11 protein-coding genes and 1 pseudogene are annotated in these 15,361 nt (G+C 64.2%); 9 read left to right on the plus strand and 3 right to left on the minus strand.

Annotation, left to right across the window (positions count from 1 at the left end; translation table 11 throughout):
• Window positions 1–2 precede the first annotated feature (2 nt).
• The gene (locus tag Rhe02_RS16125; RefSeq protein ID WP_203909137.1) at window positions 3–1,295 is read right to left on the minus strand and encodes an ABC transporter substrate-binding protein; all 1,293 of its coding nucleotides are present in this window, start codon (window positions 1,293–1,295) and stop codon (window positions 3–5) included.
• A gap of 271 nt (window positions 1,296–1,566) precedes the next feature.
• Here Rhe02_RS16125 and Rhe02_RS16130 point away from each other — a divergent pair, with 271 nt between their 5' ends.
• Entirely contained in the window at window positions 1,567–2,250 is a 684-nt protein-coding gene (locus tag Rhe02_RS16130) for a phosphoribosylanthranilate isomerase (RefSeq protein WP_203909049.1), read from the plus strand.
• Between the two features lie 94 nt (window positions 2,251–2,344).
• Here Rhe02_RS16130 and Rhe02_RS16135 read toward each other — a convergent pair whose 3' ends face one another.
• Window positions 2,345–3,727, minus strand: a complete 1,383-nt coding sequence (locus Rhe02_RS16135) for an LLM class flavin-dependent oxidoreductase (RefSeq protein ID WP_203909050.1) — start codon at window positions 3,725–3,727, stop codon at window positions 2,345–2,347.
• Window positions 3,728–3,883: 156 nt separating this feature from the next.
• Here Rhe02_RS16135 and Rhe02_RS16140 point away from each other — a divergent pair, with 156 nt between their 5' ends.
• The 8 genes and pseudogenes from Rhe02_RS16140 to Rhe02_RS16175 all read left to right on the plus strand — a co-directional run bounded on the left by Rhe02_RS16140 (window position 3,884) and on the right by Rhe02_RS16175 (window position 14,323).
• Window positions 3,884–7,507: a nitrate reductase subunit alpha gene (locus Rhe02_RS16140; protein ID WP_203909051.1), complete on the plus strand. Its 3,624-nt coding sequence runs from the start codon at window positions 3,884–3,886 to the stop codon at window positions 7,505–7,507.
• A 1-nt stretch (window position 7,508) separates the two neighbouring features.
• Window positions 7,509–8,975, plus strand: a pseudogene (gene narH, locus Rhe02_RS16145) (nitrate reductase subunit beta); the annotation flags it as partial.
• Between the two features lie 71 nt (window positions 8,976–9,046).
• Window positions 9,047–9,676, plus strand: a complete 630-nt coding sequence (narJ, locus tag Rhe02_RS16150) for a nitrate reductase molybdenum cofactor assembly chaperone (RefSeq protein WP_203909053.1) — start codon at window positions 9,047–9,049, stop codon at window positions 9,674–9,676.
• On the plus strand, window positions 9,673–10,365 hold the full coding sequence (gene narI, locus Rhe02_RS16155; protein WP_203909054.1) for a respiratory nitrate reductase subunit gamma: 693 nt from the start codon (window positions 9,673–9,675) through the stop codon (window positions 10,363–10,365). Before narJ ends, narI begins: the two co-directional genes overlap by 4 nt.
• A gap of 67 nt (window positions 10,366–10,432) precedes the next feature.
• Window positions 10,433–10,939: a cupin domain-containing protein gene (locus Rhe02_RS16160; protein WP_239123861.1), complete on the plus strand. Its 507-nt coding sequence runs from the start codon at window positions 10,433–10,435 to the stop codon at window positions 10,937–10,939.
• A gap of 73 nt (window positions 10,940–11,012) precedes the next feature.
• A complete protein-coding gene (locus tag Rhe02_RS16165) occupies window positions 11,013–12,299 on the plus strand; it encodes an MFS transporter (RefSeq protein ID WP_203909055.1) in 1,287 nt (428 codons plus the stop codon).
• 137 nt (window positions 12,300–12,436) lie between these two features.
• Complete coding sequence (locus tag Rhe02_RS16170) at window positions 12,437–13,783, plus strand: cation:proton antiporter (protein ID WP_203909056.1); 1,347 nt, start codon at window positions 12,437–12,439, stop codon at window positions 13,781–13,783.
• A gap of 324 nt (window positions 13,784–14,107) precedes the next feature.
• On the plus strand, window positions 14,108–14,323 hold the full coding sequence (locus Rhe02_RS16175) for a hypothetical protein (protein ID WP_203909057.1): 216 nt from the start codon (window positions 14,108–14,110) through the stop codon (window positions 14,321–14,323).
• Between the two features lie 279 nt (window positions 14,324–14,602).
• Here the strand turns inward: Rhe02_RS16175 and Rhe02_RS16180 are convergent, their stop codons facing one another.
• Entirely contained in the window at window positions 14,603–15,346 is a 744-nt protein-coding gene (locus Rhe02_RS16180) for a DUF8832 domain-containing protein (protein ID WP_203909058.1), read from the minus strand.
• Window positions 15,347–15,361: the final 15 nt, after the last annotated feature.

Consider the following 15,361-nt stretch of genomic DNA (forward strand, 5'->3'; position numbering starts at 1 on the left):
ACTCATGCGTATGGCTTGAGCTGCGCCGAGACCGGCACGCTCGGGTCGCACGAGTTCTCGCACAAGACGAAGTCCAGCGGAAACCGGCCGGAGCCTGCCGTGACCCACTGGCCGCCAAGGATGGGGGTGGTGACCACGTTTGCGTTGGGCCCCTTGCCCCATTGCAGGTGTCCCACAGGCGTCTCCACCTCGAGGGTGCCGATCGCCTTGGCCACGGCCTCCTTGTCCTTGGGGTCGCCTGCCGCGCGCAACGCAGCCGCAGCCACATCGAAAAGCGCCAGGCTCGGACCGAGCTGCTGGCTCCACTGCTTGCCCGCCGAGTCCCGGTAGCCGGTCGCCAGATCCTTGGAGGTCACGTTGGTCAGCGACGACCTGTAGGGGAAAGTAGGTGTCCAGTAAGCCGCGCCGGCCAGGTTGACACCGATCGGGCCAAGGGATTCGATCTGGGAAGGGAACAGGCCGGTCTTGGCGGTCTGGCAGATTTTTGGCTTGTACCCTTGCTGCGCCGACTGCTGCCAGAAGGTCGCGAAGTCCGAGGGGATCGGGAAGGTGTTGAAGATCTCGCAGCCCTCCTGTTTGAACTTGGCGATCTGCGCGGAGTAGTCGTTCGTGCCGTCGGTGTATGCGCCGGGATCCACAATCTGGTAACCGCCTTTAACCAGCATCGGCCCCAGCACCTGGCGGATGGCGTTGCCCGTGGAGTCGTTGGGCCACATCACACCCACCTTGTTGTTTGTCTTCACCTGGGGCCACAGGTTCACGTAGGCCAGGCGGAATTCCTCCACGCCGAAGCAGAAATGATAGGTGTACTTGAAAGCGTTCGGCTGATCTGGCTTGCCGCCACGGCCGAAATACCATGACTCCCACGGCATTACCGTGGACAAGCACGGCACGCCCGCGGCCTCGCACGCGTCGGCGACAGGGTTGACCGTCTCCGCCGTCGAGGTGGTGACCATGAGATCGATTCCGTCACCGTTGATCAGGTCGTTAGCGACCTGGGCGCCGCGCTGCGGGTCGGACTGCCCGTCCTTGTCGATCACTTCAACGTCGTACTTCTTGCCGCCGATCGTCAGACCGCCGGCGAACGCGTTGCGCGCCAGCCCGATAACGTAGGCATCGGTTTCCCCGAATCCGGCCGCCGGGCCGGTGCGCGGGCTCACGAACCCGATTTTGATCGTGGTGGAGGTCCCACCACCGCTGCTGCCGCCGGCCACTTCGCACGCTGCCGCGATCGGCGCGGCCACAGCCAGACCCGCGATTCCTACACCGGCGCGCAGGACCTGGCGCCTGTTCATCGTCACGGCAATCTCCTTCTTTCTTTGTTGGCATTTGCACCGTTCGTGATGGGGTAACGCGCCGCCCTTGCGCCTGGCGAAGGCGCCATTGCTTGCAGGCGTCTGTGTCGATTGCACCGCCGACCCCGAGGACCGGACAGTGCCACATCCGCAATGGACCTGGGGCCACCCCGCGTATGGCGCTTTAGCCGCCACCATCGCCCTGGATAGGGTGCATTTGCCATCTATGATCTTCGACCTTCACATAGAAAGGTGAACCGAGGTGTATGGATTGATTCAGGCGGCGGGAATAATCGACCGCGCGGAAGCGGCGATGCTCTGCGAAGCGGGTGTGGACTGGCTCGGGTTTCCCTTGCGGCTTCCGTCCAAAAGGGAGGACTTGACCGAGGCTGAGGCCATCGACGTCATCGCCTCCATCAGGTCACCGCACAAAGGCGTCGTCATCACCTACCTGACCGAGGCGGAAGAGATTCGCGCCTTCTGCGCCGAGCTCGGCGTCCGGACAGTGCAGCTGCACGGCGATGTTCCCGCCGCTCAGCTACGTACGCTCAAACAGATCGACCCCGAGTTGTACGTGCTCAAAAGCCTGGTGGTCGAGAAAGACAACACAGCCAGCCTCGCCAGGACGGTCGAAGAAGTCGCCGACTGGGTAGACATGTTCATCACCGACAGCTTTAACCCGGCGACCGGTGCCAAGGGCGCGACGGGCATGGTCCACGACTGGCGGGTCAGCGCGAAACTGGCGCGCCTGTCACCTAGGCCACTAATGCTCGCCGGCGGCCTGAATGCCGACAACGTCATTGACGCGATCGAACAGGTCCGCCCTGCGGCGGTCGACGCCCACACCGGGCTTGAGGGCCCGGACGGACGGAAGGATCCCGAGAAGGTCCGCCTGTTCGTCGAGCGCTCAAAGCTGGCATTCGCCCGGCTGGCGCTGGGCGTCGTCGCGCGGTGATTGTCTCGCGGAACGCCGGATGCTTCGCCAGTGGCGGAGCATCCGGCATATCCAGTGGTCAATCAACGCGGCCCGAGCCAGAGCACCAGCTGCATCACATGAGGCACCCCCTCGTCGGGTGGGCGGACACGATTCTCGCGCTGTCCGCCTTGACATAGGAGCTCGGCGGCCAGGCCAGGCCCAGATGCCCCCGAAGAGTGTCGGTGGTGTATTCGGTCCGGAACAGGGCACGCTTCTGGAGTTCTGGGACCACGAGGTCGACGAAATCGGTGAGCCCATCGGGCATGGCCGCAGGGAACACCACAAACCCGTCCGCGCCCTCGCCGTCGAAGCGCTCCTGCATATAGTCGGCCAGCTGCTCGGGTGTGCCGATCTGTACCCGGTCAAGGAACATGCGCCGGTAAAGGTCGCGTAACGTCACCGAACGATCGGAGGCTATCGCCGCCAGCCTGGCATAGATCGACTTGGACTGATTGGTGACATTGACATCGGCCTGGAAGTCCAGCGGCTCGTCCAGGTCACGGGCTGACAGGTCAATCTCCAGATAGTGCGAAAGGTGGTCAAGTGCCAACCGTTGCGGCGTCAACGCGACCAGCTCCTCGGCGTGGTCCCGTGCTTGTTGCTCGGTTACGCCGATCACCGGTACCAGCATCGGCAAAACCTTGACATCGTTGGGTTCCCGGCCGTAACCGCGGGCACGCCGCTTGACATCGGCGTAAAACTCCTGCGCCTGCGCCAGGCTTCCGGCGATGGTGAACACCGCGTCGGCCGTAGCTGCGGCAAGGTCACGCCCGGCGGGCGACGCTCCGGCCTGGAACAGCACGGGGTAGCCCTGCGGGGGCCGGGCGATATTGAGCGGCCCGCGAACCGTGAAGTGCTTTCCCTGATGGTAAAGCGTGTGCAGCTTACTCGCATCAGCGAAGTAGCCGCTTTGCTTGTCGCACAACAGCGCGTCGTCGTCCCAGCTGTCCCACAGCCCGCGGGCCACGTCGACGAACTCACGGGCACGCTCGTAGCGTATGGCGTGGTCGAGGTTGCGGTCACGGCCGAAGTTGCGCGCTTCCTCATCCGAGGCGGAGGTCACCAGATTCCACGCGGCCCTGCCATTGCTGAGATGATCCAGCGTCGCCAGCTTACGAGCCACGTGATACGGCTCGTTGTAGGTAGTGGAAAGCGTGGCCGCCAAGCCGATGTGCCGGGTGACCGCGGCAATCGCTCCCAGCAGCACGAAGGGCTCGGGACGCACGTTGCTGGAGTGCTCGATGCCCGACGTGAAGCGGTCCCACACGTACAGCTCGTCGGCGAGGAAGATGGTGTCGAATTTTCCCCGTTCCGCTGTCCGGGCAAACTCGACATAGTAGTTCAGATCCATAAACGCCTCTGGTTTCGCCCCGGCGCAGCGCCATGCGGTGATGTGCTCACCGCCCGGCCACCACTGGCCGGCGCCCAGAACCATCCGGCGTCGCACAGTACTCATGTAGATGAACGTAGATCCGCCGACTTGCCTGCGATAGCACCATTTTGCGACTTGGCCCGGTGCCAAATGGCCCTCCCGGCATCGGGTTCTTGGCACTTCCAGCGACCGGACGAACCCGGCGACGATGAGCCGATACCGCACGCTGGGGAGCTGGCCATGGAACATCACAAAAACGGTGTCACCGCTGGTCCGGCGGGTCGTGCCCTGCTCGCCCTCGGCGGGCTTGTGCGCCGCAGCGAGGTCTCGCCCGACGGCCGTGCGCTGTTCGAGCCCGGCCTCGCCCAGGAGGATCCGTTCTACCGCAGACGCGCGGCCCCCGACAAGGTGGTGCGTTCCACCCACGGCGTGAACTGCACCGGATCATGTTCATGGAATGTCTATGTCCAGGACGGGATCATCACCTGGGAGTCGCAGCAGACCGACTACCCCACGGTCGGCCCCGACAGCCCTGAATACGAGCCACGTGGCTGCCCGCGCGGCGCCGCCTTCTCCTGGTACACCTACTCCCCGACCCGCATCCGCTATCCCTACGCCCGCGGTGAACTGGTCACCATGTTCCGCGAAGCCAAGGCGCGCCTGGGCGACCCGGTGCTGGCGTGGGCCGACATTCAGGCCGACCCCGAGCGGCGCCGCCGCTATCAGAAGGCCCGCGGTAAAGGCGGTCTGATCCGCATCGGCTGGGCCGAAGCGCTGGAAATCATTGCGGCCGCCCACGTGCACGCCATCAAGGAGTACGGCCCGGACCGGGTCGCCGGGTTCTCACCGATCCCCGCGATGTCCATGGTGTCGCATGCCGTCGGGGCTCGGTTCATCTCTCTGATCGGCGGCGCGATGCTGTCGTTCTACGACTGGTACGCCGACCTTCCGGTGGCCTCGCCGCAGATGTTCGGCGACCAGACCGACGTACCCGAGTCGGCCGACTGGTGGAATGCCTCCTACCTGCTCATGTGGGGCTCCAACGTACCGGTGACCCGCACCCCGGACGCGCACTGGATTGCCGAGGCCCGCTATCGAGGGCAGAAGGTAGTCGTCATCAGCCCGGACTACGCCGACAACGTCAAGTTCGCCGACGAATGGCTGGCCTGCCAGCCGGGCACAGACGGCGCGCTGGCCATGGCGATGGGCCACGTGATCCTCTCCGAGTTCCACGCCGGCCGCTGCGTGCGGCGCTTCACCGAATACGCCAGCCGCTACACCGATCTGCCGTTCCTGGTGACACTGTCCGAACGCCATGGCGCTTTTGTACCAGGCAAGTTCCTCACTGCCCCCGGTGAGCCGTTCAAACCGCTGGTGTGGGACGAGGCCGACGCAGCGCCCGCAACCCCCAACGGCTCCCTGGGTTTCCGGTACGCCGACTCAGGCAAGGGTAAGTGGAACCTGGACCTGGGCCAGATACAGCCGGCTTTGTCCTGTATGGACAGCGGCGAGTCGGTCGATGTGCTGCTGCCCCGCTTCGACCATCCCGACGGCCGCGGTGGCGTGCTGCGCCGAGGGGTGCCCACCAGGGTGGTCGACGGCCATTTGGTTACCACCGTGTACGACCTCCTGCTGGCGCAGTATGGCGTGTACCGTCCTGGCCTGCCCGGCAGCTGGCCACAGTCCTACGCCGACCCGTGCCAGCCCTACACACCGGCATGGCAGGAGGCGATTACCGGTGTGCCTGCGGCACAATGCATCCGGGTGGCACGCGAGTTCGCCGACAACGCTGAACGCTCCGGCGGCCGGTCGATGATCGTTATGGGGGCGGGCACCAACCATTGGTTCCACTCCGACACCACCTACCGGGCCATGCTCGCACTAACCACGCTGACCGGATGCCAAGGAGTCAATGGCGGCGGCTGGGCACACTATGTCGGGCAAGAGAAATGCCGTCCGCTGACAGGCTGGTCACATCTGGCCTACGGGCTGGACTGGACGCGTCCGCCGCGGCAAATGGCGGCCACGCCTTACTGGTACCTGCACACCGATCAGTGGCGCTACGACGGACATGACTGCGGCACCATGGCTTCTCCGCTCAGCGATGGCAGATTCGCCGGAACCCGCACCGCCGACCTGATCGCGCAGTCAGCCCGCATGGGCTGGATGCCCTCCATCCCTACCTTCGATCGCAACCCGCTCGACCTCGCCGACGAGGCGATGGCTTCGCACCCCGACCATCCCACCGACGGGATCATCGACGCCCTCAAAGACGGACGACTTGGCTTCGCCTGCGCCGACCCGGACGCGCCACAAAACTGGCCCCGCGTCCTCACCGTATGGCGCGCCAACCTGTTGGGCTCCAGCGCGAAAGGCCACGAATATTTTCTTCGACATCTACTTGGTACCGATTCCTCTGTGCGGGCCGCCGAAACCTCACCGGATCGACGCCCAGCCGAAGTCACCTGGCACGACGAGGCCCCTGAAGGCAAACTAGACCTGCTGCTGAGCCTGGATTTCCGGATGACCTCCACCACCTTGTTCTCCGACGTGATCCTGCCGGCCGCGACCTGGTATGAGAAACACGACCTGTCCAGCACCGACATGCATCCGTTCGTGCACGCCTTCAACCCGGCGATCCAGCCGCCCTGGCAGACCCGCACCGACTTCGACGCCTTCCACCACATCGCCCGGGCCTTCTCCGCATGCGCAGCGGAGCATCTCGGCAAGCGCCGAGACCTGGTCGCGGTGCCCCTGGCCCACGACACCCCCGACGAGCTGGCCACACCACACGGCATCGTTCGCGATGGTGCCACCATGCCCAAACTTGTGATCGTGGAGCGTGACTACGCGGCGATCGCCGACCAGCTCGCCGCGCTCGGACCGCTGCTGGACTCCATGGGAACCACCACCAAAGGGGTCACCGTCGATGTGACCCCGGAGATCGACTTTCTGCGCTCCGCCAATGGTGTGGACGCCAACAGGCGGCCGGCGCTGACCCGCGACACCCATATGTGCGAGGCGATCCTGGCCTTGTCAGGCACCACGAACGGGCGAGTCGCCGTCGCTGGGTTCGAGGCGCTTCAACGCGTCACCGGTCGCCGGCTTACCGATCTCGCCGCCGCTCACGAGTCAGAGCGCATCCGGTTCGCCGACACGCAGGCTCGGCCGGTCCAGGTGTTCACGAGTGCGGAGTGGTCGGGCAGCGAGCAAGGCGGGCGCCGCTACTCCCCGTTCACTCTCAATGTCGAGCGGCTCAAACCTTGGCACACGTTGACCGGGCGCCAGCACCTTTTCCTCGATCACGACTGGATGCTGGACTTCGGCGAGGCGATGCCCATCTACCGGCCGCCCCTGGACATGCACCGCCTCTTCGGTGAACCCGAGCTGACCTCCACGGGGGAGCTGGGACTGACCGTGCGCTACCTCACTCCGCACTCGAAATGGTCGATCCACTCCGAGTACCAGGAAAACCTGTTGATGCAAACGCTGTCTCGGGGTGGACCCGCGATCTGGATCAGCGAGCCCGACGCAGCGAAGATCGGCGTGCGTGACAACGAGTGGGTCGAGGCTGTCAATCGAAACGGTGTCGTCGTGGCCAGGGCTGTGGTCACTCACAAGATGCCGGAGGGCACGGTGTACATGTACCACGCGCAGGATCGGATGATAAATGTGCCCCGCTCGCAGACCAGCGGACGGCGCGGTGGCGTGCACAACTCCCTGACCCGCCTGCTCATCAAGCCCACGCAGCTGATCGGCGGCTACGCCCAGTTCAGTTTCGCCCTCAACTACCTGGGCCCCACCGGAAATCAGCGCGATGAGGTCACGATGATCCGCCGCCGCCAGCAGAAGGTGGAGTACTGATATGCGTGTCATGGCGCAACTGGCGATGGTGATGAACCTCGATAAGTGCATTGGCTGCCACACCTGCTCGGTCACCTGCAAACAGGCATGGACAAACCGATCCGGCGTCGAATACGCCTGGTTCAACAACGTCGAAACCCGGCCCGGCCAAGGCTATCCGCGCACCTATCAGGATCAGCAGCGGTGGCAGGGCGGCTGGGTACGCAGCGCCCGGGGCCGGCTCAGGCCCCGCGCGGGCGGGCGGCTCAAGCGGTTGCTGTCGATCTTCGCCAACCCGAAATTGCCCACCCTGCGCGACTACTACGAGCCCTGGACCTATGATTACGAGCATCTGCTCAGCTCCCCGCCGGCCCAACAGACCCCTGTCGCCCAACCTATTTCGCAGATGACCGGGCGGCCGACGGCGATCACATGGAGCGCCAATTGGGACGACTCTCTGGCCGGCGGCAACGAAGTGGCCTCCGGCGACCCGATCCTGGCCCGTGTCTCGGCGTCGGTGCGCCTCGAGTACGAGAACGCCTTTATGTTCTTCCTGCCCCGCATCTGCGAACACTGCCTCAACCCGTCCTGTGCCGCCTCGTGCCCATCCGGGGCGATCTACAAACGTGTCGAGGACGGCATCGTGCTCATCGACCAGAACCGTTGCCGCGGCTGGCGGATGTGCGTGACCGGCTGCCCATACAAGAAGATCTATTTCAACCACCGCACCGGCAAGGCCGAGAAATGCACTTTCTGCTTCCCCCGAGTCGAGATTGGACAGCCCACGGTGTGCGCCGAAACCTGTGTGGGCCGATTGCGCTACATCGGCCTCATGCTCTATGACGCGGACGCGGTGGCGCAGGCCGCGGCCACCGAACACGACACCGATCTGTATGCGGCGCAACGCTCGGTCTTCCTCGACCCGCACGACCCCAGCGTGATCGCCGCCGCCCGCCGGGCCGGCATCGCCGAGGACTGGATCGACGCCGCGCAGCGCTCCCCCGCATGGGACCTCATCGTGCGCTATGAGGTGGCGCTGCCACTGCACCCGGAGTATCGGACAATGCCCATGGTCTGGTACATCCCCCCGCTGTCACCGGTCGTCGAAGCGTTGCGCGACACCGGACACGACGGCGAGAAGCTGGGCAACCTGTTCGGCGCCGTCGAAGCGTTGCGCATACCCGTGCGTTACCTCGCCGAGCTGTTCACAGCGGGCGATCCCGCACCCGTCGAGGCGGTGTTACGCCGACTCGCCGCGATGCGCGCCTACCAGAGGCGCATCAACCTCGGCGATCCACCTGACGAGTCCATAGCCGAGGCCGTGGGCATGAGCGGTGAGCAGATGCAAGCCATGTACCGGCTACTGGCGATCGCCAAATACGAACAGCGCTACGTCATCCCGGCCGCTCACACGCAGACCGCTCACACGCTGGAGGGCCGGGCGACCGGTTGCAGCCTGGATAGCGAGGGCGGGCCCGGCATGGGCGGGCGGATCAATCTGCTCACCTGGAACGGCAACGATCGCCCCGAAGGCCTGTTCCCGCCACGCAAGGAGCCAGTATGAGCGCCACCACCCAGCCGACCGCGAGTCAGACCGCGCATGCCATCGCGGCTCAGGCTGCCTCACTGCTGCTGCGCTACCCCGACGAAGACGCCTCTGACATGCTGCCCGCTGTGCGCGAAGCCCTCGCCGAGCTGCCCAAGACGCTGGCCCGCCCGCTACAAGCACTTGCCGCCCACCGCTGCGCAGACCCTGTCAAGCTGTCCGCCGAATACGTCGATCTGTTCGACACACACCGCAGGCACTGCCTCTACCTGAGCTACTACACCGCCGGTGATACCCGCAACCGCGGCACCCAGCTGGTGGAGTTCGCCATGGCCTACCGGGAGGCCGGCTTCCAGCCGCCCGACGGTGAACTGCCCGACTTTCTCCCCGCAGTACTCGAGCTGGCGGCTCAGGCCGGCGAGCCCGGATGGGCGCTGCTGCGCCGCTACCGGGTCGGTCTCGACCTGCTCGCCCAGTCTCTCGCCAGCTCCCCCTACGGGCAGGCGATAGTGGCGATCCTCGCCACACTGCCACCAGCCGCCGCCAGCGACCTGGCTGCCGCGATCACGCTGGCCCGCTCCGGCCCGCAACGCGAGCAGGTTGGGCTGCAACCGTTCGCGCTTCCTACCGGCGGCCGCCAGTGAACATCATATTGTGGGCGGTGCTGCCCTACGCCTCAATTCTTACCTTCGCTTTGGGCATCGCCTGGCGCTACCGCTACGACAGGTACGGCTGGACCACCCGCTCTTCGCAGCTGTATGAGTCGGCGACACTTCGCTGGGGGTCCCCAATGTTCCACTTTGGACTACTACTCGTCCTCGGCGGACATGCTACGGGGTTGCTGATCCCCAAGGTGTGGACCGAGGCCGTAGGAATCAGCAACCACACCTACCATCTGATGGCGGTTTTCCTCGGCACTGTCTCCGGCATCTGCACCGTCGCAGGACTGGCCGTCCTGCTGTGCCGACGCTGGCTGGTGCGCCCGGTGCTCAAAGCCACCACCACCAACGACCACATGATGTACGCCGTACTCGCCGCTACCCTGGCGCTGGGGCTGCTGGCCACCGTGCGCGCCAACACGATCGGCGACGGCTACGACTACCGGGAAACCGTGTCGCCCTGGCTTCGCTCGATCTTCCTGCTGCGCCCTGACATCGACCTGATGGCTACCGTCCCCACCAACTTACAGGCACATGTGCTGACGGCCTTCGCACTGCTGGCCGTTTGGCCGTTCACCCGCCTGGTGCACGCCTTCAGCGCGCCCGTCGGCTACCTCACCCGGCCCTACGTAGTTTACCGAAACCGCGATGGGCTCGGACCGGCACGGAGGTAATTGGTCCACTGACATATCTCATAAGCGGAACTCCCAGCCGGCACACCATGCCCCATAGCATGGAAGCATGTCGTATCCGTCTTTGACATACCTGGGCGATCATGGTGAATTCAGTGCCTCCTTCCGGGCCACGGATGTCGCGCCGGAGCTTGCCTTGGGCACCAAAACCATGGTGAGTTATCTGGCCACCGGAGCCACAACCGAAGGGCGCTTCGGCTTCTACCGATGGGACATGGCACCTACACCACCCAGCGACAACCTGCCCGGCGGGCATTTCCACCGTACCTTCGCCGAATCGTTCTTCATTCTCGATGGCACCGTAACTCTCTACAACGGCCGCACCTGGATCCAAGCGACGCCGGGCAGTTTCTACTACGTGCCGCCAGGCGGGATCCACGGCTTCAGCAACAACTCGGGCGCCGCCGCCTCCATGCTGCTTCTTTTCGCTCCCGGAGCGCCACGGGAAGGCTACTTCGAGGAGATCGCAGCGATCGTCGCCACCGGTCGCGACGTCACTCGCCAGGAGTGGGCAGACCTTTTCGCACGCTACGACCAATACGAGGTCGAGTCGTAGCAGGAATTTGGCACCTTTTGCGGCCGGGGAGTGGCCTTTGCCCGCGAGGGCAGTCGCTTTGTACGTTCCGGCCATGACTTCGTATTCGCTTACCAATTGGGACCCTGAGGACAAAGAATTCTGGGCGACCACCGGCCAACGGATCGCCCGGCGGAACCTGATCGCCTCGATCTTCGCCGAGCACGTCGGCTTCTCCGTATGGACTCTGTGGAGCGTGGTGGTCGTTGCCCTGCCACCCGCGCTCTTTCCTTACTCGGTGGACCAAAAGTTCTGGCTCGTCGCCCTGCCCAATCTGGTCGGCGCGCTGATGCGCCTGCCCTACACGTTCGCTGTGACACGTTTCGGCGGACGGAATTGGACCGTCATCAGCGCGCTGCTGCTGCTCATCCCAGTCGCCAGCCTCATCTTCGCGGTCACCGCCCGGCCACCCTACTGGGCGGTGCTCGCCTGCGCGGCGGCCGCGGGTTTGGGCGGTGGCAACTTCGCCTCCTCGATGACCAACATCTCGTTCTTCTATCCCGAGCGTGAGAAGGGCACCGCGCTAGGGCTCAACGCCGCCGGCGGTAACACGGGCATCTCGACAATGCAGTTCTTCGTCCCGCTCGTGCTCTCCGCTGGACTGGTCTACGGCGGCCTCATATGGCTCCCGCTCATCGTCGGCGCCGCCGTCTGCGCATACGCGTTCATGAACAATCTCGCCGTGGCCCGCACGCCGCTCAAAGCCCAGTTCGCCACGCTTAAACGCAAGCACACCTGGGTGATGTCAATTCTCTATGTCGGGACATTCGGATCCTTTCTCGGGTACAGCGCCACCTTCCCTTTGGTGTTGAAGCTCCAATTCCCGACCGCTTTCTCGCTTGCCTTCACCGGTCCGCTGATCGGCTCACTGGCTCGGCCCGGCGGTGGGTGGCTGTCCGACAAAGTCGGCGGCGCAAGGGTTACCGCGGCCTGTTTTGTCGCCATGGGTTTGGGCTCCTATGGCGTCGTGACCTCCGCTGCCGACCGGCACCTCGGCTTCTTCCTCGCCTCGTTCTGGTTGCTGTTCACCGCCGCCGGCACCGCCAACGGCTCGACCTACCGCATGATTCCAGCGATCTTCGCGGCGCAGTCGCCGGACCTGCCGACGGCGCGCCGTGAATCCGCTACCGCTCTTGGTGTCGCGGGCGCTGTGGGTGCCCTCGGCGGCTTCTACCTGCCCCGCGCAATCAGCCAGTCCATCGCTGCGACGGGCGGGATCGGTGCCGCGTTCACCTGGTTCGCCGCTTTGTATGCTGTTTGCCTGGCCGCGACGTGGTGGTTCTACCTGCGGCGGCGAGTTCTTATAGCGCAAGCCCCGAGCCTCGCGCACGCGGGCGTGTGAAAGAAGCTTTGGCCGAAATGGCACCGTCAATGGCACCTTTGGGTTCGCGATAGCGGAACTTGCTGACGATCCCGTATAGATGACTTCATATAAACATGCCAAGTCTACTGGACCTCACGTTACACTTCTTTCTCCAGATGGCAGTGATTCTGGGGACCTATCGGCTGCTGTGGCCCGTCTTCAAGAAGCTGGGCCAGGTGCAGGTGGTCGCCATCATGGTGGCCGGATTCTTCCTTGGGCCGTCCCTTCTTGGGCTGATTTCGCCGACCGCCTCGGATTGGCTCTTCCCCATCAAGCTGTCGCTCTCCGACGGGGTTACCATCCCTCACCCGTCGCTCACCGTCATCTACGTCGTGGGTCAGCTCGGCCTGATCCTCTACATGTTCCTGGTGGGCACGGCATTCAAGGTGGACATCTTCACCAAACACCTTCGCCAGGCGGCCGGGACATCCATTGCAGGCGTGGGCGTTCCGCTCGTTCTTGGTGGCGTGGTGGGCTGGTGGCTGGTCACCAGCGGCACCGGGCTGTTCACCGCAAAGGTGGCACCATGGCAGGGCGGGCTATTTCTCGCCTCCGCCGTAGCCATTACCGCCTTTCCTATGCTGGCTTGGATCGTCTACGACTCGGGCCTGCTCAACACCCGGGTCGGCACCATGGCATTGTCCTGCGCCGCAGCCGATGACGCCTGCGCCTGGATCCTGCTGGCCACAGTAGTCGCAACCAGCAGGGGAAGCATGACCGGTGCTTTCCTCGCCATCGGCGGCGGGCTCGCATACCTGGTCTTCATGCTGACCATCGGCCGTAAGGTCTTGCGCCGCCTAGAGACCTGGGTGCAAGAGAAGACCGGTTCGGAAGAGACCTTGCCGACCGGACCCCTGACAATCACGCTACTGGCTCTACTGATCGGTGCGTGGTTCACCGACTACGTCGGGATCTACTCCGTGTTCGGTGCGTTCGTCCTCGGCACCGTGATGCCACGCGGCAAGCTCATCACACTGCTGCGCGAACGGCTCGAGCCGATCACTGCCTATCTGTTGCTCCCGGCGTTCTTCATCTACTCCGGGCTAAACACTAAGCTCAGCCTCATTTTCGATTCGAAGATCCTGTTGCTGACGGTCGCGGTGCTGGTCATCTCGTTCATCGGCAAGTTCGCCGCGGTCGGGCTGGCCGCGAAAGCCCAGGGCATGAGCTGGCGCGAAGCCGGCTCCATGGGAGCGTTGGCCAACGCCCGCGGCCTGATGGAGCTGATCCTGCTCAACATCGGTCTCAACGCAGGTCTGGTCACCCCTGCGCTTTATACGATCCTCTCCATCATGACCATCGTGACCACCTTCGTAGCCACACCAGTGCATCGCCTATTCGAGAGGAGCGCATGGCGCCGAGGTCTGCTCTACAGCCCGTCCGGCCTGTCCGAGTCAGCTATCGACGCGTCTCCTCCAAGCCAGGACTCGAAGAAGGTCCGGCAGATGGTGGGGGTCAACTGAACTGGCATCACCAACACTGGCAACTCGTCCAACGTCCGGCTCGGCCTCATTGCCGAGCCGGACACGCGTGCACCCGGAAGTGCTCGCTCGAGAAGCTGATCCGCGGCGAAGCGCGACCCGCATGAGTGGCTGAACTCAGACGGGCTGAGTTCAGCCACTCATGCGGCCAACCTGGCGGACAGGGATGCTTGAGGCACCAAAACGTAGCCTCGATGGCCCTTACCGATAGGAGGACTGACAATGGACATTCCACCGCTGCCACCGATTCAGCCCGGCACCCCGCTGACCCGCAGCCCGGGCCGGCGGGCCAACTATCGTGGCGCTATGGGCACGCTCATCGCTGCGGTGGTCTGCTCCTTCATCACCTTAGCAATGTGGATCTTGCCGTTCGTGTTCTCGACCGACAGCACTTCAGGCGAATCGGGATTGGTCATCCTGCTCCTCATGGTGTCCACCATTCCCTGCGCCGCGGCGGCCATCCTGTTCCTCATCGCGATCATCTTGTTCATGGTGGACGCGGCCGACCGGCGTCGGAATTAGATGCCGCAGTCGGTCTCGGCGATGAATCTGGAATGGAGCGGTAGCGCGCCCTCGCCGATAGCACTCGGCCCGAAGCGCCCGTGGGGATCCTCCCGAACCTCGCAGTGACAACATGGCACGACGCGGCCCGCCGGAAATCCGCCGGGCCGCGTTAGGTGGTCCCAATGTGTCGGTGCGGCTCCCCATCGCAGCTGACCCTGGAAGGCAACGCAATGCGGGACACCTTCGCATATCCCGGCGTCCGCACGCCGCGCTCGCTGCCAGGCTTTCGTGAGAGGGTCAGACGACCGTCACCGTCGTCTCAGAGAGGTGAAGTGTCCCTTGGGTTTGGAACTGGAGGAACAGACGCCAGCTGCCTGCCGCCGGGAACATGGCATCGAGGCTGAAAGACGGACCATCCGACATGGTATTGAGGCCTTCCATCGGGTGCATATGCGCGAACGACATATCACTGGCCCGGATCGCGGTTAGATGCGCGTAGCTACCCAGGTACTGTTCCAAGTCGGCCACTTTGGCCCCGTTGCGGCTGACTGTTACTTCCAGCATTTGCTCCTTCGACATGTCGGAAGAGAAGCTTGTCGAGCCGAACTTCAGCTCGTAACCATCTACCTCCAGAGTGTCCGCGGGTGCCGGAAGCGGCCGGTCGGCGTCAGCCGCCCCCGTGACCTCAAATTGCTGCCCCAGAACATAACCGAGGTCATGCTCAAATGTCTTTGTCTTGAACGCTGCATAGAAGCGCCACGTGCCGGCGCGCATCGGAGCCAAACGCGCGGTCCAGGTGCCGTCCTCGGCCATGGTCGGGTGCACATGCTGGTAGCCAGTGAGGTCTGATCGCACCGCGTAGCAATGCATAAGCTTCGTCATATCAGGGACAAAGCTCGTGAACGGCTTGCGATCCTTGATAACTTGGAATACGAAGTCGCTGTCGGAACCCCCCGCCAGTGAAAGCGTATTCGATTTGATCGTCATGTCTCCCGCAGAGGCCGCAGTGCCATCACCAGTCGGCATGTCCATGCCGCGCATATCCGACTCATCGCA

The organism is Rhizocola hellebori, from assembly GCF_016862955.1.
GTDB lineage: Bacteria > Actinomycetota > Actinomycetes > Mycobacteriales > Micromonosporaceae > Rhizocola > Rhizocola hellebori.